This window comes from Hymenobacter duratus (assembly GCF_014698995.1).
Taxonomy (GTDB): Bacteria; Bacteroidota; Bacteroidia; order Cytophagales; family Hymenobacteraceae; genus Hymenobacter; species Hymenobacter duratus.
Map to the genome: position 1 here is coordinate 64,961 of NZ_JACWZZ010000002.1, position 23,114 is coordinate 88,074.

18 protein-coding genes, 1 other RNA gene and 1 riboswitch are annotated in these 23,114 nt (G+C 58.9%); of the genes, 5 read left to right on the top strand and 14 right to left on the bottom strand.

All coding sequences use genetic code 11. The features are described 5' to 3' along the window. Nucleotides 1-22: 22 nt before the first annotated feature. The gene (locus tag IC231_RS08205) at nt 23-1,495 is read left to right on the top strand and encodes a lipopolysaccharide biosynthesis protein (protein ID WP_190784061.1); all 1,473 of its coding nucleotides are present in this window, start codon (nt 23-25) and stop codon (nt 1,493-1,495) included. Between the two features lie 47 nt (nt 1,496-1,542). On the opposite strand, the gene IC231_RS08210 is transcribed toward IC231_RS08205, so the two are convergent. Further along, entirely contained in the window at nt 1,543-2,451 is a 909-nt protein-coding gene (locus IC231_RS08210; protein ID WP_190784062.1) for a CPBP family intramembrane glutamic endopeptidase, read from the bottom strand. Between the two features lie 74 nt (nt 2,452-2,525). Next, nucleotides 2,526-3,977: an amino acid permease gene (locus IC231_RS08215; protein ID WP_190784063.1), complete on the bottom strand. Its 1,452-nt coding sequence runs from the start codon at nt 3,975-3,977 to the stop codon at nt 2,526-2,528. A gap of 321 nt (nt 3,978-4,298) precedes the next feature. Further along, nucleotides 4,299-4,392, bottom strand: a riboswitch (SAM riboswitch). 282 nt (nt 4,393-4,674) lie between these two features. Between IC231_RS08215 and IC231_RS08220 the strand changes: the two genes are divergently transcribed. Next, nucleotides 4,675-5,097, top strand: coding sequence for a hypothetical protein (locus IC231_RS08220; RefSeq protein ID WP_190784064.1), 423 nt, complete (start codon nt 4,675-4,677; stop codon nt 5,095-5,097). A 159-nt stretch (nt 5,098-5,256) separates the two neighbouring features. Here the strand turns inward: IC231_RS08220 and IC231_RS08225 are convergent, their stop codons facing one another. From IC231_RS08225 to IC231_RS08240, 4 genes are all read right to left on the bottom strand, one after another. Continuing rightward, nucleotides 5,257-6,003: an EcsC family protein gene (locus IC231_RS08225; RefSeq protein WP_190784065.1), complete on the bottom strand. Its 747-nt coding sequence runs from the start codon at nt 6,001-6,003 to the stop codon at nt 5,257-5,259. 612 nt (nt 6,004-6,615) lie between these two features. Continuing rightward, a complete protein-coding gene (locus IC231_RS08230) occupies nt 6,616-7,641 on the bottom strand; it encodes a Gfo/Idh/MocA family protein (RefSeq protein WP_211538959.1) in 1,026 nt (341 codons plus the stop codon). 336 nt (nt 7,642-7,977) lie between these two features. Then, on the bottom strand, nt 7,978-8,784 hold the full coding sequence (locus IC231_RS08235; protein ID WP_190784067.1) for a M48 family metalloprotease: 807 nt from the start codon (nt 8,782-8,784) through the stop codon (nt 7,978-7,980). Between the two features lie 160 nt (nt 8,785-8,944). Further along, on the bottom strand, nt 8,945-10,102 hold the full coding sequence (locus tag IC231_RS08240; RefSeq protein WP_211538960.1) for a DegT/DnrJ/EryC1/StrS family aminotransferase: 1,158 nt from the start codon (nt 10,100-10,102) through the stop codon (nt 8,945-8,947). A gap of 160 nt (nt 10,103-10,262) precedes the next feature. Between IC231_RS08240 and IC231_RS08245 the strand changes: the two genes are divergently transcribed. Further along, nucleotides 10,263-11,165, top strand: a complete 903-nt coding sequence (locus tag IC231_RS08245; protein WP_190784068.1) for a hypothetical protein — start codon at nt 10,263-10,265, stop codon at nt 11,163-11,165. Between the two features lie 106 nt (nt 11,166-11,271). Here the strand turns inward: IC231_RS08245 and IC231_RS08250 are convergent, their stop codons facing one another. From IC231_RS08250 to IC231_RS08280, 7 genes are all read right to left on the bottom strand, one after another. Beyond that, nucleotides 11,272-12,168, bottom strand: a complete 897-nt coding sequence (locus tag IC231_RS08250; protein ID WP_190784069.1) for a glycosyltransferase family 2 protein — start codon at nt 12,166-12,168, stop codon at nt 11,272-11,274. 123 nt (nt 12,169-12,291) lie between these two features. Then, the gene (locus tag IC231_RS08255; protein WP_190784070.1) at nt 12,292-13,005 is read right to left on the bottom strand and encodes a cell division ATP-binding protein FtsE; all 714 of its coding nucleotides are present in this window, start codon (nt 13,003-13,005) and stop codon (nt 12,292-12,294) included. 127 nt (nt 13,006-13,132) lie between these two features. Beyond that, on the bottom strand, nt 13,133-13,336 hold the full coding sequence (locus IC231_RS08260; RefSeq protein WP_185886763.1) for a fructose-6-phosphate aldolase: 204 nt from the start codon (nt 13,334-13,336) through the stop codon (nt 13,133-13,135). A 134-nt stretch (nt 13,337-13,470) separates the two neighbouring features. Further along, nucleotides 13,471-14,127, bottom strand: a complete 657-nt coding sequence (fsa, locus tag IC231_RS08265; RefSeq protein ID WP_190784071.1) for a fructose-6-phosphate aldolase — start codon at nt 14,125-14,127, stop codon at nt 13,471-13,473. Between the two features lie 106 nt (nt 14,128-14,233). Then, nucleotides 14,234-14,330: signal recognition particle sRNA small type (gene ffs, locus IC231_RS08270), an RNA gene on the bottom strand. Between the two features lie 121 nt (nt 14,331-14,451). Beyond that, nucleotides 14,452-15,342 carry a T9SS type A sorting domain-containing protein gene (locus IC231_RS08275; RefSeq protein ID WP_190784072.1) on the bottom strand — a complete coding sequence of 297 codons (891 nt, stop codon included), beginning with the start codon at nt 15,340-15,342 and terminating at the stop codon, nt 14,452-14,454. A gap of 172 nt (nt 15,343-15,514) precedes the next feature. Then, complete coding sequence (locus tag IC231_RS08280; protein ID WP_190784073.1) at nt 15,515-15,988, bottom strand: carboxypeptidase-like regulatory domain-containing protein; 474 nt, start codon at nt 15,986-15,988, stop codon at nt 15,515-15,517. Nucleotides 15,989-16,228: 240 nt separating this feature from the next. On the opposite strand from IC231_RS08280, the gene guaA reads away from it, so the two are divergent. After that, a complete protein-coding gene (gene guaA / locus IC231_RS08285) occupies nt 16,229-17,761 on the top strand; it encodes a glutamine-hydrolyzing GMP synthase (protein ID WP_190784074.1) in 1,533 nt (510 codons plus the stop codon). A 65-nt stretch (nt 17,762-17,826) separates the two neighbouring features. Here guaA and IC231_RS08290 read toward each other — a convergent pair whose 3' ends face one another. Further along, nucleotides 17,827-19,716: a DUF4153 domain-containing protein gene (locus tag IC231_RS08290; RefSeq protein ID WP_190784075.1), complete on the bottom strand. Its 1,890-nt coding sequence runs from the start codon at nt 19,714-19,716 to the stop codon at nt 17,827-17,829. 147 nt (nt 19,717-19,863) lie between these two features. Between IC231_RS08290 and IC231_RS08295 the strand changes: the two genes are divergently transcribed. Then, complete coding sequence (locus IC231_RS08295) at nt 19,864-23,103, top strand: AsmA-like C-terminal region-containing protein (RefSeq protein WP_190784076.1); 3,240 nt, start codon at nt 19,864-19,866, stop codon at nt 23,101-23,103. Nucleotides 23,104-23,114 lie beyond the last annotated feature (11 nt).

The following is a 23,114-nucleotide window of genomic DNA, read 5'->3' on the forward strand; positions in this document are numbered from 1 at the left end:
ATTAATCCACCAATCCACCATCTTGGGTATCGTTCGGCGGCAGGGACTGCGCAACACGGTTATTTCTTACATCGGGCTGGCGCTGGGCTTCGTGAATACGGTGCTGGTGCTGCCCAAAGTGCTGGAGCCGCACCAGATTGGCCTGACCAGCGTGCTGGTGGCGCTGGCTACTATGTTTGCGCAGGTGTCGGCCTTCGGGTTCGGCAACATGGGCATCCGGTTTTTCCCATATTTCCGGCAGCGCGAGGTAGGTCACCACGGGTTTCTGCCGTTTCTGCTGGGCGTGCCGCTGCTGGGCTTTTCGCTGGTAGCGGCCCTGTATCTATTGGGCAAGCCGCTGGTGCTGAGCTGGTATACCGAGGACGCGGCGTTGCTCAACCAGTATTACGTGTGGGGCCTGGTGCTGGCGCTGTTCACGCTGCTGCTTAATCTGCAGGACGCCTACCTGAAAGCCCTCTATCACACCGCCTTCTCCTCCTTCTCACAGGAAATCGTTCTGCGCCTGCTCATTACGGCCGGCGCGTTGCTCTTCGGCAGCGGCTATCTCGATTTTCATGGCTACGTGCTCTGGTACATCGGCGTCAATAGCAGTATTGCGCTGCTGCTCACGGTGTACACGGCCTTCATCGGGGAGCTGCACCTGCGGCCGACGCGGGCGGTGCTGGGCGTACGGCCACTGCGCGAGATGCTCAGCTTCGGAGCGTTTGCGCTGCTCGGCAACGTGTCGGGCGTTATCATCACCACCATCGACTCGCTGATGGTGGGCTCGAAGGTAAACTTCGACGGGGCGGGCGTGTACAGCGTGGCGTTTTTCATCAGCACGGCGCTGGTGCTGCCGTTCCGGGCGCTGTATAAGATTGCCTTTCCGCTGCTGGCCGATTACTGGAAGGAAAACGACCTGCCGCGCATGGCCGACTTCTACCAGCGCACCACCCGCCTCAACACGCTGCTGGGCTGCTACCTGGCCCTGGGCATTGCGCTCAACCTCGACTTCATCTTTGCCCAGATGAAACCGGCCTACGCGGCCGGCGCCACGTCGGTGCTTATCCTGCTCGGCGGCCGCCTCTTCGACGGCATTACGGGCGTGAACGGGCTCATCGTCGTTACGTCGCCACGCTATCGCTACGATTTACTGTTCAATGCCTCGCTGGCCGCCGCCACGGTGCTCATGAACCTGCTGCTGATTCCGCGCATGGGCCTGACTGGTGCCGCCGTAGCCGCCGCCATTGCTCTGGTTTCCATCAATATAGCCCGCACCTGGTTTGTGTGGTACAGCTTCGGCCTGCAGCCTTTCGACCGGCGCGTACCCCTGATTCTGCTGCTGGCTGCTGCCGCTGGTCTGGCCGCGTGGCTGGTGCCGTTCGTGTACTCGCTGTTCGTCACAATGCTGCTGCGCTCCACCCTGCTGACGGCCGTATACGGTGGCCTGCTGCTGCTTACCAATGCCGAGCCGCAGGTACGCGAGGTATTGCGGAAGCTATTGAAGCGGATATAGGCTGCGGCTACACTTATTTCTCTGCTCTTATTTCTTCTTAAATCAGGCTACTTGCTGGAATGCAAATCTGCCGCGGGCACTTCAAAAACCTCTGTTGACGAGGTTTCAGTTCGCAAATCAGTTGCTTTGTATACTTGACGCAGTATTATAGCCAATACAGCGGCGCTAAGCAGCACAACACCACCATATAGCCAGGGACCACCAAGGAAGTCTACTACATCTTCGGCCTCCTTCACATTCGGCAACCAAATGATGGCCGCAAACGCCAAAAGGTTGTTTAATGCATGTACGGCTATGCCCACCGACAATGAGCGGGTGCGGTAGTAAAGCCAGCCTAGCAACATGCCAATCAGGCAAGCATTCAAACTTTGAGCTGGGTTGAAGTGAACGAGTCCGAACAGAAAGGAAGATTGTCCAATAGCTATCCACGGCCGGTAGTTGCGCAACAAGCCTTGCAGCAATACTCCACGAAAAATCAGTTCTTCCAACACAGGTACGACTACAACCCCGATTGGAAGAGTGATCCATGGTTTTTGCACCAGCTTCTCGAACGCGCCATGCGTCCAATCAGGCAAATGCAGAAAACTACTCAGTGTAAGCACCATTCCGAATGCAAACACTAATAAAGGCAACACCGCGAGTAGCCACATTTGCCTCAGACCAGTGAGTTGCAAAGACTGACCGCGGCTTCCGACCTTCCAACGCAGAAAAGCTAGCAGCACCAGATTACTGCCCACCGTTATCAGAATTCCTGACACCGATTCTGACAGGGCAAATACGCCTTTTGCAACCGCATACAAGGGAATACCTGTAATTATCAAAGCCAGCAGGTACCAACCCAAAAAGCCCCAGCTTTCTTTGATGGTTGGATAAACTTTTATGGCTGATTTGGGGGCCACAACGGGCGTTTCGGTAACAATAGCGTCCACTGAAAAGCAGGATAAAGCGAGGGCCAAAGCTACGTGCAAACCACCCCGCAACGCAAACAGCCGGAACCTTACGGCACCGGCTGCTACTGCGGATGTACAACCTAATTCTTAATTTTTAATTCATTCCCCAGCTTACTGTGCTTGCGGCCGTACCCGAAATAGATGCCCAGGCCAATAGCCAGCCACACGGCTAGCCGCAGCCACGTTTCCCACGGCAACGACACCATCATCAGCACGCAGGTCAGGATGCCGAGGATGGGCACCAGCGGCACAAACGGGGTGCGAAACCCGCGGGGTGCGTCGGGCTCCTTTTTGCGCATAATCAGGATGCCCACGCACACCATCACGAAGGCCAGCAGCGTGCCGATACTCGTCATTTCGCCCACTACCGAAATCGGCACAAAGCCGGCAAACAGCGCAATGAACAGCCCCAGCAGCAGATTCGACTGCAGCGGCGTGCGGAACCGCTCGTGAATGCGGGCGAAAACCGGAGGCAGCAGGCCATCCTTGGCCATGGAGAAGAACACGCGGCTCTGCCCCAGCAAATCCACCAGAATTACGGAAGTATAGCCGATAATTATGGCCAGAATCACGGCCGATGACAGCCAGGCATACGGCGTTTTCTCGATGGCAATGGCCACGGGTGCCGCACTGTCCTTGAACTCGGTGTAGTTGGCCAGGCCCGTCATCACGTGGCCAAACAGCACGAACAGGATGGTGCACACCACCAACGAGCCGATGATACCGATGGGCATATTGCGCTGCGGATTCTTGGTTTCCTGCGCCATGGTAGCCACGATATCGAAGCCGATGAACACGAAGAATACTACGCCGGCCCCGCGCAGAATACCGCTCCAGCCGAACTCGCCAAACACGCCCGTATTCTGCGGAATGTACGGCTGGTAGTTGGCCGGATCAATGTACTGCCAGCCCAGCCCGATGAACACCAGCACTACGGCCACTTTCAGCGTGACTACCAGCGCATTGAACCACGCTGAGCCCTGCGTGCCACGAATAATAATCATGGTAATGGCCAGCACAATGAGCATGGCCGGTACGTTCACAAAGCCGTGTACGATGCTTCCATCGGCGAGCTTGGCCGTTTCGAACGGCGACATCACCAGCTGCGGCGGCACATGAATGCCGTAGTTGCTCAGGAATTTGAGCAGGTACTGCGACCAACTGATGGCCACCGTAGCAGCCCCCACCGAGTATTCGAGCACCAGGTCCCAGCCAATAATCCAGGCAAACAGCTCGCCCATGGTGGCGTAGGCGTAGGTATAGGCCGAGCCCGAAACGGGCACCATCGAGGCAAATTCGGCGTAGCACAGCGCTGAAAACGCGCAGCCTACTGCCGCCACAATAAAGGAAAGCGTAACGGCCGGCCCGGCGTTGTTGGCAGCCGCAATGCCCGTGAGTGAGAACAGGCCTGCGCCAATAATGACACCAATGCCGATGGTGATGAGATTGAAGCCGTTCAGGCTTCGTTTGAGGGTGTTAGCGCCCGTTTCGGCCGCTTCCTGCCGGAGCAGTTCCAAGGATTTTTTAAGCATACAAGACGGCAGCACGAAGCGTAGCTTCGCGGATCAGTGAACAGGCCGGCGCCTTCCACAACGGGCAGAAGCGCAGGGCCGCTTGCTGCATGAGCAAACGGACCGGACAACCAGAAAATACAGGTGAAGAAAACGCAGGCCGGCATCAGCCTAGCCCATTACCAGCCGACAAGGAACAGCCCCGAACAGCAGGATCAGAGGCACTCAGCAGCAACAACAGCCCGCGCTACAACAGCCCTGAGCGCCCACAGGAAGGCACAGAGAAGTAGCAGAAACAACGAAACGAGCAGTAAGGCGAGGCAGGAAATCCACGGCAACTTGTTTTTATATGGTCAGGAATTGGCACCGTTCCGGCAGTGTCCGGGTGGTTGCCGACGCTTCATCGAGCCTGTCTCTCAGCGCCTCTTTATAAAAACAATCCTTTGTCGGTAAAGAATTGATGCGGCAAAGGTACGTTCGGCCGGCGCGGATTTACAAACCGGCGTGATAGTTCCGGTTTTGGCCGGCTTGTGCAGGCCCGACTACGCATTGCGAACAAGGTTTAAACTCCGTATTGACTTTTTTTTATTTTACCCGGACTGTTCGATTTGAAAAAAACTGGCATTTGAGTTGCGTACAGGCATTTCACAAGCACAAAAGCTCGCTCCAGACAGCGGGCACTCTTCTCTTCAAATTCAACAATTCAAATACTTCAGCCATGAAAAAGTCTCTCATTCTGCTCGCTGCTCTTGCATTCTCGGTTAGTGTGGCCTCGGCCCAGACGGCTACCTCCAAACCCGACCGCAAGGCCAGAATGGAGCAAGCCGGCAAGACCCCGAAAACGCCTGAGCAGCGCGCCGACCACGCCGCGCAACGCCTCACCAAGCAACTGGGCTTGTCTGCCGCTCAGACGGCGCAGGTGCGTGAGCTGCACATAGTCCGGTACAAGGAAATGGAGGCCAAGCGCACCCAGCTTGCCACCACCGACAAAACCCAGCGCCACCAGGAAATGAAGGCGGGCAAGGAGCGGTACGAAACCCAGCTCAAACAAATCCTGAGCGCCGAGCAATACACCAAATACGCCCAGCTGCGCGCCGAAAAGGCCGAAAAGCATAAAGGCCACCGCAAAGCCAAAGGCTAGTTTTCGCAGTGAATAAGCAAAGAGCCCCGCCAGCATTGGCGGGGCTCTTTTGTGCTTTGGTCTTTTGAAAATACCGAGTCATCCTGAGCGGAGCGAAGGACCTTATTATGCCCGACGCCGTTGATACTTGTGGGGGCGTGATAAGGTCCTTCGCTCCGCTCAGGATAACAACTCTTTTTTCGGTTCTTGGCCCTCAAACCAGCGCATGCGGTAGCAGTTGATGGCAGTTTCGCCGAGTTGCTCCAGAAGGCGGTAGTTAGCCACTGCCCCTACCGCCGCCCCAATAACGGGTACCAGCTGGGCCATTTTGGCGAGGTCGATGTAGTCGCGGTACTCTTGCTGGAAGGTGCGCCAGTCGAAGTCGTGCGCGTCGGGCGGCAGGGTGTGACGGTAGGTTTCCCAGGTGGTGAGGTGCTGGTAGGTTTCGTTGCGGGTGTGCTGGCTGCTGAAGGCCAGCTGGAAGATGTGCAGCAGATACACCCGCTCGGAATAGTCGCGCGCATCGTAGCCGTAGAGGGCCGCCACATCGAAAAGCAGCTTGAGCTTGATGCTGAGCAGCAGCGGAAAATCGGCGAGGCCGAGCAGGAAGCCGCCCGCGCCTGTTACCGCTCCTTCGGCGGCGGCCGTATTGCGGTAGGCCCGGATGCGGCGGCGCACGGCCTCTTCCCGCTCCGCCAGCGTGCCTTGCGGCAACGGCTTCTGCGTGACGTACTCGGAGCCGAACAACACGCCGCGCACCATCTGCTTAATGGCCGCAGTAATGGCCACGTGTACCTTTTCTGGCAGCAACGCATTCAGCCGTGCCTGCACGCGCCGCGCCACCCGGTTCAGCAGCGAAGGTGGCCGTTGCATCTTCTGCTGCCAGGCATGCAGCTCGTCACGGGCGGGTTGGTCGGGGTTGAGCATGTTTCTACAATTCTTTCTATTCAATTAAATTTATTTTTTCAGGCAAAGTATTTTCAAGCCCAATATCAATATCTCGTTGCTTCACAACATTACCTACCACACGTCCCAGCGCGAACACCATCTAACTACTTGCTTGTTTTCATTTAATTCAATCAAATAAGAAGTCGTGAAGTTTCGAGTCTTAACAAGATTTATTCTTACATAATGCTTTGTTGCTATAGCCGATTCTTGAGAGATTGACATCGATTTATTGCGATGTAGCCATAGATGTTTTAGACGTAAGTATTCTTTCCCTTCTGCAGCATTGATTGATACTGGCCGCGCATCAAGACACTTTCCAACACTATCAAGTGCACTACATAAGATCTTTGCAGTACTCCAACCTTCTTCCTTAAAACAAGGAACCTAAGCATTATATGGCCTTGTCATCGACTGCGCCTGAAAAAGCCCATTTACCCTTAAAACTTACTCTATTAACCTGCTATGATGAGTATATAGAATCAAAAAAATAGTCAAATGCTACCTGTTCATAGCTGGCAGTTTGAGCTGAAGAATAATCCGGGATGAATAGAAAACCTATTGATACGACAAATCTTATTTTCATCGTATTGTCTATTTCAACCCGTAAATCCGCTCGATAATCTCCACGACTTTCATTCCTTCCAGCGCATTGGTGGTGGCGAAACCGCGCTTCTGGATAGTGTCTACTACGTTTTCGATGACCTGGACGTGGTTGGCGGCGCTGCCCTGGTAGGGGCCGTAGTCATTGGCAGGGTTGGTGGGCGGTAGTGTGGGGAGCTGGTAGTCCTGCAGGTGGCAGTACTCTACTTTGTCCATGTACTGGCCGCCGAGGCGCAGGCTGCCGCGCTCGGCTACCACCGTGAGGGAGCTTTCGAGGTTTCGGTCCCAGACGGCGGTGCTGTACTGCAGGGTGCCGCTGCCGCCGCGCACCAAATCGAACGTGACGAGGCCGGAATCCTCGAAGTCGGTGAGGGCGGCGTGGTTGAAGTCGCGGAAGCGGGCCTGGATGTTGTCGATGTCGCCGAACACCCAGTAGAGCAGATCCACGAAGTGGCTGAACTGGGTGAAGAGCGTGCCGCCATCCTGCTGCCTAGTGCCTTTCCAGCCGCCGGCGTTGTAGTAGCGGGCGTCGCGGTTCCAGAAGCAGTTGATCTGCACCAGGTAAATATCACCGAGGCGGCCTTCGTCGTAGACCTGCTTGAGCCAGGCGGCGGGCGGCGAATAGCGGTTCTGCATCACGCCAAACACGAGGCGGCAGGTTTGCAGGGCCGTGTGCACGAGGTCTTCGGCATCGCGGCGGCGCAAGGCAATAGGTTTCTCGACCACGGCGTGCAGCCCGGCCCGAAGGCCCTGAATGGCCTGCGGGGCGTGCAGATGGTTGGGTGTGGCCACGGTCAGGACGTCGGCGGCGGGGCCGTGCTGCAGGTAGTCATCGAGGGAGAGAAAGAACGGGACGCCGGGAAATTCGGCGGCCAGCCCGGCCTGCAGCTCCGGCCGCACATCGATGAGGGCGGTGAGCGTGGCGCCGGGGTGGCGCGAAACGAGGGCAGCGTGGCGGTGGCCGATGTGGCCCACACCACAGATTACGAAACGAACGTCAGGAAGGGAATCAGCCAAGGCAGGCGGGGTTCGGGGCACAGGAAAGTTCGGCAAGCTGCGAAAAAACGTGCGCTTCTCCTTCATCTACCTCGCTATGCCCCGGAGGTGTTTGGTGACGGCCCGGAAACCGTTGGTGACGCCCCGGAAACCGTTGGTGAAGGTCTGGAAACCATTGGTGAAGGCTCGGGAACCGTTGGTGAAGGTCTGGAACCGTTGGTGACGGCCCGGAAGTCGTTGGGCACGGTGTGGAAACCGTTGGGTACGAGGTATCGGCGTAGCGCAACAAAGCCAGCTTCGGGCCTGCGGAAGGGCTGAAACTGGCTTTGTTGCGTGGCGGGTGAGCGGCAGGCGGGCTTACAGCAGCCGCTTCAGCTCGTTGAAACTGGTGTTGCTGACGGTGCGACTGGCGCAGCCCAGGGCCTGGGCGCTCTTCTGGATGTTGGTGATGCGCGAGCCGGGGTTGGGGTGCGTGCTTAGGAACTCGGGCGTGCCGCCCCCCCCCTGCTTTTCGGCCTTGATGAAGAAGCCGGCAGCCCCGTCGCAGTCGTAGTAGCGGGTGCCGTTGAGGTAGATGGTGGAGTATTTATCGGCGTCCAGCTCGTAGTCGCGGCTGAATTTGAGCTGCCCGATGCCGGCGGCCAGCTGCACGAGCTGGCTGGAGGAGCGGTTGCCGAGCACGATGCCCAGCAGTAGGCTGGTACCGTATTGTTTCTGCAGAATCTGGGTGCTGTGGCGGCGGTCGGCGTGCGCAATTTCGTGGCCCAGGATACCGGCCAGCTCACTCTCGTTATCCAGAAACTTAATCAGGCCCGAAAACACGTAGATGTGGCCGCCGGGCGTGGCAAAGGCGTTCTGGATCTGGTCGTCTTTGATAATTTTGACGTCCCACGGGAACTGCGTGCGGTACTTGAGGTTGCCGTTGTCGAGCACGCGCTTCACCACGCCGTCGAGGAGCTGATACGCGCGGGCGTTTCTGGAGCGCTCCATCAGCTGGCCTTTGGCGCGGTACGTGGAGTCGGTCTGGCGGGCCACCTGGGCGCCCAGCTCGATATCCTGCTGGATAGAGAACAGGCTGAACTGAGCTGGCTTGTTGATGGCGGCGGTGGTGAGAGCAGCTACACCGGCCAGCGGCAGGAGCAGCGTCAGAAAAGAACGGCGCATAAGGAGAAAGTAGAGACGTGGAAAAGTGGTGTCTATACGGCGGAAAGAAAAAACAGTGCCAAGGCAATGTAAGGCAGTACCCCGAAGCGGCGCTTCGGCCCCACAACGCGGAATTGAGCGGTATACCCCGGTGGACCGAAGCGCCGCTTCGGGATACTAGCTACACCCCGGCCCGCACCACCGCCGCTACATATGCCACCTGCTCCTGGGTGAGCGTGGGGTGGATGGGTATCGACAGCACGGTGTGGCACAGCCGCTCGGCCACCGGAAACTGCCCGGCGCGGTAGCCCAGGTAGTGGTAGGCCGGCTGCAGGTGAGTGGGCAGCGGGTAATATACCTGGCTGGGTATGCCGTGCGCGGCCAGGTGCTGCTGCAGCGCGTCGCGGCGGCCGGGCTCGTCGTCGGTTATTGTGAGGGTATATTGGTGAAATACGTGGGTGCTGCGCGGGTCGCGGGCTGGTATCGAAAGGCCTGGCAGGCCGGCCAGCGCGGCGTCGTAGTGTGCGGCTACCTGCTGGCGGGCGGCAGTCCACTGGTGCAGATAGCGCAGCTTTACGCGCAGCAGCGCGGCCTGCAGGGTATCGAGGCGGGAGTTGAGGCCGATATGTTCGTGGTGGTATTTGCGGGTCTGGCCGTGGTTGGCAAGCTGGCGCAGGTAAGCGGCGCGGGCCTCGTCGCGCGTAAACAAGGCACCACCGTCGCCGAAGCCGCCGAGGTTTTTGCTGGGAAAGAATGACGTGGTGCCCACCTCTCCTACTGTGCCCGCCACCCAGGTTTCGCCGCGGCTAGTCGTGAACGTAGCCCCGATAGCCTGCGCGTTGTCCTCAATCAGGGCCACGCCGTGCTGGTCGGCGAGGGTGCGCAACGCTTCCAGATCGGCGCACTGCCCGAACAGATGCACGGCCACGATGGCGCCGGTACGGCTCGTAATGGCCGCCTGCACCGCCTGCGGGTCGAGGTTGAAGGTATCGGGCTGCACATCGGCAGGCACGGGCACGAGGCCCAGCACGGCGGCGGCTTCCAGCGTAGCTACGTAGGTGAAGGCCGGCACAATCACCTCGGAGCCGGGCGGCAGGCGAAGTGCCATCAGGGCCAGCTGCAGGGCATCGGTGCCGTTGGCGCAGGGCACCACGTGCGGACCGCCGAGGTAGTGGCTCAGTTCCTGCGCAAACTGCTGCACAGTCGGCCCCTGAATAAAGGCTCCTTCATCAAGCGCCTGGCGTAGGGCCTCATCCAGCTCGGCCCGGATAGGCGCATGCTGGGCAGGCAGGTCGAGCAGCAGAATGGGAGCAGACGGGGGCAGCGGAAAATCGGGCACGGGCAGCGTTACTTACAGGGGCCCAAAGATAGACGTGTGCCGTCAGCAACCATATATACTGCCCATCTGGGCGTAACCTCCGGCCTAAGGGTTGCGTTAAGCGTGCCAGAGCCAGCTACATCGTAGCTGCGCTATATGTCTCCCTTAATCTCTCCCTACCATGTTCAGGAAAAATCTCACTCTCCACGCGCTGTCGGCCATGTTGCTGATGGGGGGCGCTGCTTTCACCCAGACCAGCTGCACCGAAGGTCAGAAAAAAGAGGTGTCAGCGGAAAGCGACCAGGCGTACAATGACTTCTCCACCTTCGTATCGGATACGGAGGCCAAAGCCGATGCCGTAGCCAACGAAGCCGAGGCCGACTACGACCGGGAAACCGCCCAGCTGAAGTCAGACTTCGACGCCAAAGTAGCGGCCGTGGATAAGTACGCCGACCAGTACGATGATGCCCGCCGCCAGGAGATTGAGGCACTGCGCACACGCTACACCACTGCGTACGACAAGCGCGAAATGTCCTGGAAAAACCGTGCTACGGCCGGTACTGCCAGCACCGGCACCATGAAACCAGGCAAATACTATACGGCCATGAATCCGGCCGCTCAGGTTACGGCAGCCAACGCCCGCACTACGTATGAAAACTTCGTCAGCAACATCAAAAAGAATGAAGACAAGTACGACATCGACGATTGGCGCTATATCAACTCCGAGTGGCGCGCCCTCGATGAAGCCTACGACAAAGTAAAAGGCGACATTCCGGCAAAAGATCTGGCCGAAATTCAGAAGGAAAAACTGAAGTATGCTGCTTTCAAATCGTTCGACAAAGCTGAGGCCCGCACTGCACAAGGTGCTGCGGCCGTAAGTGGTGAGGCAAATGAAGTGAAAGCCGAAACGGCCGATGAGCGTAGCAAAGTAGGCCAGGCCGCCAGCAACACCGCTTCCGATGTGAAGGAAGCCGGCAAGGATGTTGGTCAGGGCGCTGCCAACGTTGGCAAGAAAGTAGGCGGTGCCGTGAAGGGCGCTTATAAAGAAGTGAAGTCGGAAGTGAAAAACACCGACAACGACTAAGCACTACAGCACCCACCCGGGAGAAGAGCCGGTTTCCGCAAGGAAACCGGCTCTTTCGTTTTTTCAGCTTTTGCCGAAGCAAGCCGCCAGGAAACCACGGTGCTAGCTATTTCAGCTCCGTAAGCAGCCAGTAGAGCTTCAGGGCATCCAGCTGGCGCAGGCTGGGCTGCGCCGAAAGCAGGTTGCGGCGCACCTGCTGCTGCCGCAATTGGAAAGCCCCGCGCACGGCATCTCCCAGGCCCCAGCGGTGCAGCTGCAGGGCCGCTTTCAGCAGCTTGGTATCGGCGCCCAGGCCTTCTGCCCGGTACAGGCAGGCCAAGTTGCGCACCGCGTCGTGGGTTTTTTGCAGAAACTGAGCAGCCGGCTCCAGCCCGTCGTGCAGCACCGGGTTGTCCAGATGCAGCACGCCGATACCTGCCTGCCGCAATAGCCAGCCAAACTTGGTGTCTTCGTGTCCGTAGCGGGTCAGGCTCTCATCCAGGCCAAAGCGGCGAAAGACCTCCGTGCGCACCAGCATGTTGTTGAGAGTGAGCTGGCCATGCGGAGCACGCTGGCGAAGCGCGGCGGGACGGGCCTCGCGGCGGCGGCCGTAGAGCCAGCGCAGCTGAAGCTCCGGCGCAACTGGCGCGGCCGGCTCGTAGGCGGTGCCTCCTACCAGCACCGGCGCTACGTGACAGGCGGCGGCATAGCGGCCAAGAAACTGGTCGTCAGGTAGCAGGCTGTCATTGTCCAGCAGCAGCAGCCATTCGTGTTGCGCCGCGCTGGCCAGCTGGTTGCGGATAGCGGCGCGGCCCACATTGTGCGGCAACTCCTCGTAGCTCACCCCGGGCAGCGTGGCCAGCACGCGGTTTGGGAGGCGCAGGGCTTCTTTGGAGCCGTCATCAAGGCAACGAATTTCCAGGGGGCCCGGCCAGGCGACGGCCTGCGCCAGCAGCGCGTGCACCAGCGGCGTCACGTCGCGGTTGTACACCGGAATCAGTACCGACAGCCCAGGGGAATTCACGTACAGCTTACTATCTAATGGTGCAATGGAATTGCTCTGCTCGATCCACGGTAAGCAAAAACCATTCTACTATCTGGCGAGAAAGGAGCAGCACAGCCGTTTCAGACCTGCTGCGGCTATATCTTAACTGATAGCCGTCATAGAAAACGGGGTGGTTTCGGAATCAATCAGTTGGCCTTGCTCGCACTTGAGTACGCGCTTGGGATATTGCTGGATGATCTGGTAGTTGTGTGTGGCCATGAGCACGGCCGTGCCCGAGTTGTTGATTTCCACAAACAGACGCATGATGCTGTCGGCCACGTCCGGGTCGAGGTTGCCGGTGGGCTCATCGGCGAGCAGCAGCAGCGGCTCGTTGAGCAAGGCCCGCGCAATCACCACGCGCTGCTGCTCGCCGCCGGAAAGCTGGTGCGGCATCTTGGCGGCCGAGTTGGCCAGCCCCACCCGCATCAAAACTTCCGAAATGCGCTGCTGCTTGCGCGCCTTGCCGCTCCAGCCCGTGGCGTTCAGCACAAATAGCAGGTTTTCGGCCACGCTACGGTCGAAAAGCAGCTGAAAATCCTGGAAGATGATGCCCAGCTTGCGGCGCATAAACGGCACTTTGCTGCTGCCCATCAGCTTAGGCAGTGGAAACCCAACCACGGTGCCCGTGCCGCCGCCCAGCGCCAGGTCGGCGTAGAGCGTTTTGAGCAGGGAGCTTTTGCCGGAGCCCGTGCGGCCCACGAGGTAGGCAAACTCGCCTTTATCGAGCGTGAACGTGACCTTTTGCAGCACGGTATTCACGTCCTGCATAATGTAGGCGTCGTGCAGCTCGATAACCGGGTTGGAGGCAGTGGGCATAAGGGCGAAGATACAGGACCGGGGGTTTCCCGAAAAACAGGATTCCGGGCAACGCAAAATGGCCCGGCCGCTTACTACGGCCCGAGCAGCTCTTTTGCTTCACCCGGAATGCGTTGAAGGCGCTAGCTCAGATTTCCAGCTTCTGCAGCTTTCCGAATTCCAACCCTTCGATGACAGCAGCCAGCGGTACTTCCTTGTTTTCGAGGCCGTAGCGGTGCAGGTCTTTCAGGGGCCGGTCGGCGCGGAAATACGCAATCAGCACGAAGTTTTCGTCGCGCAGCTGAATGTAGTCCGGAATTTTGGCTTTGCCTTTTACTTTGATGATGTACATAGCGGACTGAGTTGATTGATGATTGTTGACGGGTTGATTGCTGACGGTTTTGGCCTGCGGCGAAAACGATATGGAACAAGTCCAACCGAGAACCAGCACCTCAACAATCAACTCATCAACAATCCCCGCATCAGCTAGCCATTCACCTTGGCGTGGTCGGCCAGGAAGGTAGCCAGACCTTTATCGGTGAGCGGGTGGTTAAGCAGACCGGTGATGACGCTGAGCGGGCAGGTCACCACGTCGGCACCCAGCTCAGCGCACTGGATGAGGTGCGGCACGTGGCGCACCGAGGCCGCCAGCACCTGCGTAGGGTAGCCGTAGTTCGAGAAAATGTCTACAATCTGCTGAATCAGTTGCAGGCCATCAGCCCCGATATCATCCAGACGACCCACAAACGGCGACACGTAAGTAGCGCCGGCTTTGGCGGCCAGCAGGGCTTGGCCAGCCGTGAAAATTAGTGTGCAATTGGTTTTGATGCCCTTCTCCGAGAAATACTTGATGGCTTTTACGCCTTCCCGGATCATGGGCACTTTCACCACAATGTTGGGGTGCAGCTCAGCCAGGGCCTCTCCTTCCCGGATAATGCCCTCGTAGTCGGTGGCAATTACCTCGGCCGACACGTCGCCATCCACGATTTCGCAGATTTTCTTGTAATGGCTCATTACGGCATCGGTGCCGCGGATGCCTTCTTTCGCCATCAGCGAAGGATTGGTGGTCACGCCGTCGAGCACGCCCAGCTCCACAGCTTCCTGAATGTCTTTCAGGTTGGCAGTATCAATGAAGAATTTCATGCGGGTAGGTTGGAAACAAAGATGCCCCAAAGCTAGCCATTCGCGGGCAAACTAGCCGCGCGGCTTTCTTCGGGGCACCTTCTTATGATTCGGGAGAAAAGGGCAAAAAAAAGCGAGCCAAAATCGCACCGCTCAACCGTCTACCCTTGCTACCTTCCGGTCCTGGGGGAGTTCAACAGGAGCTGGTCGTTCTGACTCGCCGTTGCAAAGGTACGCACAGATTTCACAGAATTGGCACGCAGGCCTCATCTTTTCAGGAAAAGCAGCTGTATTGTGAGGTTGCAGCGTGACTGTCAGCCACAAAATTTCCTGATTACCCTTTTGCTACTCCTTGCTGAAGCGCTGCACCGCTACTGCTTGCCCTTGCTCAATGCGCAATAGGTACTGGCCGGCCGCCAGTATTTCGATAGGCAACACCACGGTCCCATCGGGCCGGGGCAGCAGCTGCGTAAGCGGCAGCACGCGCCGGCCCAGCAAGTCTGTAACCTGCACGGTAGCCGTTTGGCGGCTAGTCGGCAGCTTCAATGTGAGCATATCGTGGGCCGGATTGGGGAAGAGCGCCAGAGCCAGCGTATTGCGAGCTGCCTGCGTGGCCTGCGGTGCCCCGAACGTGAGGCGGACATTCACCAGAATATTGGTAGCCGTCAGAGCAGTAGCACTCGTTACGGGCACGGTTCCGGTATAGCGCCGGCAGGCAATCCGGATTGGATTCATGGTGACACCATACAGGTAGCGGGCGCGCGGACCGATGGTAGCCTGCACGTTGCCGCCGCGCCGCAATACCAGCACCGCTAGGTTCTGGCCAGCCGTATTGGCGTAGGCAAACGGACGCTGCAGCGCTACTTCCTGATAGCCAGCGGCGGTAGCATTCGTAAAGTTGCCCGCATACACCCGCTGGTAGCCCAACGTATCGAGCGTGCCGTTCTGAAACTCGGTGGCAGTGGTAGTTTTGAGGTAGATAATGACTCCGGTGAGCGGCTGCAACTCCGTACCATCCGATTTCTCGAAAGCCAGCCGCGTGATGTTGCCGGCCTGCGCGATGCTCGTCTGCAGATAAATAGTTTCGTAGGCTCCCTCAGAGCTGGCGTGGTTGATGGGCGACAGGGCCGAAATCTGGCTGCCACCGGTGATGGTCACGACCTGCGCGGTGGCTGGGGTGAGCGTGGCGCTGGCCACAGCAGTGCAGATCAGGAAAGAGAGTAGATTTTTCAGCATGGCTTGTGGAGTAAGGTGTAGGCTAAGTAAGAGAAATTTTCGGTTAGCATCCTTACGCACAAGGATTTGCTATGACTATCTACCGGCTGCTTACCGGCCCAATAAACGCAAATAGGTCCGGGCTGCTGGAGCCCGGACCTATTTGCGTGAAAATCTATCAGGTTGGCAGCACTCAGGGCTTTTCCCAGGCTTTGCGCGCCGACTTCACCTGTTTTTTGAGTTGCTTGGAGTACTTGTCGATGGCCGCCATTTCTACTATCAGCGGGCCGGAAACCGGGGGCGTTACTTCCAGCTCGGAGTAGCCGGCGTAGCTTACATGCAGCACCGGCGCCTGGTGGGTGGTTTTCAGAATGAACATGCCGGCGGAATTGGTAATGGACGACTCCCGCTCATCCTGCCGCAACGACACCGTAACACCGGCCAGGGGTTTGCCGCTTTGGCTCTGCACATTCCCGGTAATTACGCGCACCACTGGCTCAGCAGGCAGCACCTCCACGGTTTGCGGCGGCGTACTTTCCGAGGTTTCAGCGGCGGGCTGCGGCTCTGTTTTCTTGGCAGGTGCCGTGGCTGGCCGGGCCACGGGTTGCTGGGCCAGCACCAGTTGCGGCACCAGAAGCAAGAGCGAGTAAAGCAGGAAATTTCTCATAATAAAACCCCGGAAACGGAACAACAGAAGAAGTTGGCAGGGAAAATACAAAAACGAATTCAACTTCTTCGGTCGTCATTAGTATATCCTTTTTTTTAGTGATTAAGCACCAGAACCACCCGAATGTCGGGCTTCGGACGGTTGGGTTCAGCCTCCTGCCGGCGCGAGGCTCTTGTAAGTAAACGCAGAAAGGCTGCTGTCGGATTTTGGCTGGGTCCGGTCGGTTCGTAGCTTTGTGCTATGCCTCAACAAATCCTGATTCTCGATTTTGGGTCGCAGTACACCCAGCTCATTGCCCGGCGCATCCGGGAATTGAATGTCTACTGCGAAATCCATCCGTATAACCACGCCCCGGACCTCACTGAGGATATCCGGGGCGTTGTGCTTTCGGGCTCGCCTTGCTCCGTGCGCGACGCCGACTCGCCTAACCCCGACCTGAGCCGCTACCTGGGCCGCGTGCCGGTGCTGGGCGTGTGCTACGGCGCGCAGTTGCTGGCCCAGCAGCAGGGCGGCGAGGTGCTGCCCGCTACCATTCGGGAGTATGGCCGCGCCCGCCTCAGCCGCGTCCACCACGAAAGCCCGCTGCTGCACGGCGTGCCCACCGAGTCGCAGGTCTGGATGTCGCACGGCGACACGATTAAAGCGCTGCCGGCCGGGTTTGACATCATTGCCAGCACGCCAGAAGTAGCCGTGGCAGCTTTCAAAATTGGGGGGCAGGAAACCTACGGCATCCAGTTCCACCCGGAAGTAACGCACTCGACGGATGGCAAAACGCTGCTCCAGAACTTCGTGGTGAATATCTGCGGGCTGGACCAGAGCTGGACGCCGGAACACTTCGTGGACAGCATGGTGGAAACGCTGCAGCGCACCATAGGCGAGCAGGACCAGGTGATTCTGGGCTTGTCGGGCGGCGTGGATTCCAGCGTGGCGGCGCTGCTGCTGCACAAGGCCATTGGCAAGCGCCTGCACGGCATCTTCGTGAACAACGGGCTGCTGCGCAAAGACGAATACGAGCAGGTGCTGCACTCCTACAAAGACCTGGGCCTGAACGTGCGCGGCGTGGATGCCTCACAGGAGTTCTACGCGGCCCTCACCGGCCTGACCGACCCCGAGCTGAAGCGCAAAGCCATTGGCCGCACCTTTATTGAGGTGTTTGACCGCGAAGCCCAGAAAGTAGACGGCGCGCGCTGGCTAGCCCAGGGCACCATCTACCCCGACGTGATTGAGTCGGTATCGGTGAAGGGCCCGGCCGTGACCATCAAGAGCCACCACAACGTGGGCGGGCTACCCGAGAAGATGAACCTGCGCATTGTGGAGCCGCTGCGGGCGTTGTTCAAGGATGAAGTGCGCGAAGTGGGCCATACGCTGGAGTTGCCGGTGAATATTCTGCACCGCCACCCCTTCCCCGGCCCCGGCCTGGGCATCCGCATCCTCGGCGACATCACGCCCGAGAAAGTAGACCTACTGCAGCGCGCCGATGCCATCTTCATCAACGGCCTGAAAGAGCACGGCCTCTACGAGAAAGTGTGGCAAGCCGGCGTGATGCTGCTGCCAGTGCAGAGCGTGGGCGTAATGGGCGACGAGCGGACCTACGAGCGGGTAGTAGCCCTGCGCGCCGTAACCAGCGTGGACGGCATGACCGCCGACTGGGCCCACCTCCCCTACGAGTTCTTGGCTGACGTGAGCAACAAAATCATCAACCAAGTGCGCGGCATCAACCGCGTGGTCTACGACATCAGCTCCAAGCCCCCGGCAACTATTGAGTGGGAATAACGGAGTGAGCGGAATTTTTCTGCGAAGAAAACGGCTGCCGGCTTAGTGCCGGCGGCCTTTTTACTTTACTTGGTTTTTTCGCGCAGTTCCAGCAGCGCCTGAGCATTGATATAATACATCGCGCCATCCTTGCTCTGCTCCCGGTTTAGGTTGCGCAGGTATAGGTGCAGTTGAATACCGTCGGTGGCGGCATGGAGAGTCAGGCCTTTGGCCGGCAGCTCGATAGAACGCTCCGGGTTGGTGCCGTATACACGAACCAGGGAGTCGGCGGTGGCTCCGGGAGTCAAGGTGAGGCGGGTCTGCCAGCTACTATCGGTGCGGAGTTGCTGCAGGAGTAGCTGGCGGCCATAGTGCTGGGCCAGCAAGCGGTACGTACCTTCCAATATATTGAAAGTTGTGGCTACTTCCTCTGCAGGCGGATTGTACATGCTCGACTCTATGTTGTTGAGCCAGTAGCGCCCGTTACCTAGAGGCCAGACCTTGTCCTCTTCGTGCTGAAAATTGGCTGACCGTATAGCCACGGCTTCCGTGACTGCGGAATTTGTAGAGGCAATACCGCTTACCTGTTCTATCTGGTTAGCGGCCCAATGTCGGCGCGTCCAGTTATCAGCATCCTTCAGAGAATCAGGCAAGGCCAAGCTGGCAGCAAACAGAGGCTGCAGTTGGTGAGTGGCTTCCCGCTGCGTGAAGTAGTAAAAGATGGAGGATAACCGTGTATGCACCGTTTCCGGTAAGTTGGGCACCCGTTGACTGGCTCCATCCAGCTTACCGTTTTGCAGCAGCTTGTATTGAGCGGTTAGTTCAAGCAGCTGGTTTAGCTGGCTCCGTTCGGACACGGCAAAGGCGCTCAACGGGCCCGCTGAAGCCACAAACGCCACTACTGCCAGCGAGGTCGGAATCCAGATGATGCCCCGCCCCTGCCGCCATAGGAAATATGCGGCTATAACGCCCAGCCACACAGCCAGTACCAGCACAAAGTAGCGTTCCTCGGTGATGCCATACGCTTGCACGCGGGTACCGATGGCCACGAACAGCAGCGCCAGCAGCGGAAACAAGGCCCGATAAAACCAGCGGGCAAACGTGCGAATCCAGGTGTTTTCGGCGGCGTTGCGGACGGGATGTATGAGCAGCAGCGCGAAGATACCGGCCACTGAAAACGCCAGAATCAGGGTAGAAACCCAGCCTTTTGGCAGCGTCCAGAGCACCACAATGCGGGCCAGATAGGCATACAGAATACCCAGGTATAGTACCACCAGCGGCAGCAGCACAAACTGCGTGAACAGCTTCAGCCCCTTTGGATAGGTGGTATCCTGTTCCAGTGCGGCCCAGTCATGCGGCACGCCGGCCAGAAAAAACCAGGTATTGAATACGGTAGCCATTACCGTAAACAGATGCTCATAGATATGTCGGTCCAGCTTGACATCAAACAGGTTTTCTACGGCTACCAGCGCCAGCGCACAGCCTGCAAACAACACCCCGGAATACAGTCCGCCGGTCAGGATACGCAAAAACAGGGTTTCATTATAGCGCCAGAAGCCGGGCGTGTCGGCCTCGCGGCGCAGCTCGGGCAGGTAGGGCACCACGGCCACCAGCAGGTGCAGCCCCAGCAACAGCAGCACCAGCCGAAGCCCCCAGACATTAGTTGGATCGGCCGGGCACAGCACGTACCACAGCACCAGCAGCCCCACAGCTCCGGCGGCAGCCAGCACGCGCCCCAGCCGTGGCCAGCCGTACCGCTCCCCGGCCAGGGCCAGGCTCAGCGTGAGCGGCAGCCCCAGAGCCGCCGCCGACAGCACCGGAAACAGCCAGTCCAGAGCAGCTTTTTCTTTGTAATCGAGCCGCTGATAGTAGATGGCTACTGCGCCCAGCAGCAGGCTACAGCATAGCGTAAGCGGGAAACGGCGAACCACACGGACGGCTTCGGTAGCCAGACGCTGCAGAGAGGGAAGTTGCATAAATAGAGACGAGAATAGAATCGGCAAGAAACGTACTTATTGGGCTTCTTTCCTATTTTCCTGCTGAGCTACCGGCGACCGTATCAACGCGGCGCTTTCTGCGTACTAGCAAAGCACTGGCTGTAAACTTCTGCCCTCCTACCCCTTATGAAAAGACCTTCGCTTCGTCAATTTCTGGCTATTTCTGTGCTGGGATTGGTGCTGACGTTGGTAGGAACGGCCTGGGTGCTAGGCACACGCTGGGGCCAGCGGCAGCTGGAGAAGCTCATTCGGGGGCGGGTATCGCGCAACTCCGACTTGGTGCTGGCGCCCTTTGAAGTGGACATTTCGGCATTGCGCCACTTCCCGCATTTTACCGTTTCGCTGCGGCACGTGCTGCTCACCGATACTTCGTTTGGGCGGGCGGTGCCGGTGCTCCGGGTGGGGCAAGTAGATGCGCGGCTGGAGCTGAGCCACATCTGGCGCGGCGAGTTCCGGATGAGCCACCTGACGCTGCGCGATGCTGAGTTCCGGCAGCTGACCGACTCGCTGGGGCGCGACTGGGGCCTGCGTGGTAAAGGACCGCGCCGCAACACGCCCAGCGTACCGCCCAATTTCGACCTCGACTCCCTGGTATTGGTGAACGTGCGCGTGCAGGACCGCAACGAGTTGCACAATGGCGGCTTCGATGCCTATGTGCGGCAGGGCCGGCTGGTGGTGCAGGTGCGCAAAGGCCTCGCCCATACCACAGGCACCCTGGATGGGCAACTTAACTACCTGCGCAGCGGACGTGGCAATCTGTTCCAGAACGAGCCGGTGGTGGCGCAGGTCCGCTACCGCTACGACTTTCGGCGGCGCGAAGGCACTTTTCTGCGCACCCAGGCTACTCTCAACGGCGACACGGTGCTGGTAAACGGTACGCACCGGGGCGCGGCGCCCAATGAGCCCCGCGGTACCCGCCTCAACCTGCAATTTGAGGGCAAGCAGCCGCTACTGGAAGTGCTGCACGTGGCGCTGCCCACCAGCCTCGACCATTTTCTGGATGACGCCCGCAGCCCCAGCCACGCCCATATCCGGTACAGCATCCGGGGCATCAGTGGCCCCACTACGCGGCCCCGGACCGTGCTGCGCTTTGCCCTGCGCAACGCCCAGGTACAGTGGGCCGATTCGGCGCGGCGTATACAGCGCTGGGATGCGCGCGGCGTATTCGATAACGGCCCCAGCCACTCGCCCCGCACCACCAGCCTCTCGTTTGAGCAGTGCCGCATCTACTCGAAAGCCGGGGAGCTGGACGCCTCACTCACGGTATCTGACTTTACACGCCCACGCCTGCAAGGGCACGTGCGGGGCCGTACCGAGCTGCAGACGCTGGCATCTGTAGTGGTACCTACCCTCTGGCGTGCCCGCCGAGGCGAGGCCACCATTGACCTGAAACTGGACGGCACACTGCCTGAAATACCAGACCGTGCTTCCCGCCGCGCGCTGCGCGCCGACACGCTGTTGCCACCCATTGCGGCCCGCGGTACCGTACAGCTCGAAAATGCGTCCTTCACTATTCCGAGGCGGCAAGCTGATATGACAGGGCTCAACGTGCGTATCCGACTACGCGACAGTTTATGGACGCTGGAAAACTTGGCAGGACAGCTGAATGGAATGCAGGTGCGGGCCAACGCTACTACCACGTATCTGCTGGCCTATTTCAGCGGGCAACACCCGACCACAAACGTAACAGGCACTTTTGAAGTAGACGAGTTGCGTACCAGAGAATTGCAGCGGCTGCTGGCGGCCCCGCATAGCCGAAACCGACCCGCCCAGCGAGCCGCACGCCTAGGCCGCACGCCCAACCAGGAGTTGGCAACCAAGGCCATGAATTTGCTGCCACCGGGTCTGCGTCTCAACATTCGGCTACGCTGCGGGCTACTGATACTGGCCTCCGATACGCTGGAGCAGCTGGCAGCTACAGTACGCCACAACGGGCGCTATGTGCAGCTCCGCGACCTGCACGTGCGCGTATGGGGTGGGCAAGTGAGTGGCGTAGTAAGCTGGCCGACTGATACGCTCAATCTGCAGCCCGTAGCGGCCCGGCTAGCGGTGCAGTTTCCTTCCCTCAACTACCAACAGCTGCTGGCCCGTGTAACGCGCCCTTCGCGCCGCGCCCCTGGTGCTCCCAAGGACCCTACCCTGCGCGAAGTGCTGCTGGCTGCCAACGGACAGGCAACTGTGGTGGTAAACGAATTGGTGCTGCCCGGCAACAACAACCTGCGCAATGTGCGTCTGCGCATCGATAAGAAAGGCCCCAGCTTCCTGATTCCGGCGCTTTCCTTCCGCTCCAGCTCTGGCGGCACCGGGCAGCTCAGTGCCAGCGCCCGCCTCAAGGGCACGCAGCTACTCAATGCCCGCGCCGACCTCAACCTGCGCTACGCTACCCTCGATGTGCAGCATCTGCTGCAACTATTGGCCTCTTTGAGCACCATTCCCTCGCCAAACGACGATGCCCCGCGCCGTCGCCCTACCCGTACGCCCGGCGCCTCCTCTCCTTTTCTCGACGGCACCGTAACCGGCCGGGTAAACGTAGCCGCTGACCATATCCGGTACGGGGCCTTGCGGGGTAGTCAGTTTAAATTGGTGAGTAGCCTGGATGCGGGTGCAGCGCGGTTGGAGCAGTGTTCATTACAGGCGTTCGGTGGAAATATTTCGTTGCGCGGTGTATTGCAGACCAACGCCGGCGCCAATTCCCACCCGCTGCATGCCCAGCTCCGCCTGAACCACATTCAACTACCGGAGCTGTTTGGGCTGGCTACCGGCCTTGGCCTGGATGTGCTGGCTCCCGAGAACATTCGGGGTACCATGGATGGCGAAACTGACCTGCACACGTCCCTCGACAATGCTTTTCTTCCCAAGCTCAGCCAAACTCAGGCTTTTCTCAAAACGCAACTTCATGACCTGGAATTGCTGAACGTGGAAGCCTTGATGGAAGCCCTGAAATTTATGCGGGAGGAACGCACCAGTCACCTCTACTTTGAGCCCGTGAGCCCCCGGTTTGTGCTAGATGGCGGCCGTCTGCTGATTCCGAACCTGCAGCTCAATAGCAACCTCACGGATATGGACGTGAGCGGAGAATACTACCTCACCGGCCAGGCCAATTTATACGTGGGCCTGAGCCCCTTACAGGCGCTGTTCGGCAACAATGAAAAGCGAATTGCCCGTATTCAGAGCGGAGAAGCTGCCCAGCGCCGCAGCCGGGGCCTTATTTACCTGAACCTGAGCCGAACCACGCCCGGCAGCCGCTACAAGGTGCGCCCCTTCCAGAAGCAGGAGCAGCGCCAGAACAAGGACGCAATGCTGCTGGAATATCAGGAGTTGCTCCGCACCCAAAAGCTGGACACCACGCTTCGCCTTCTACAATAGCTGGCCATTAT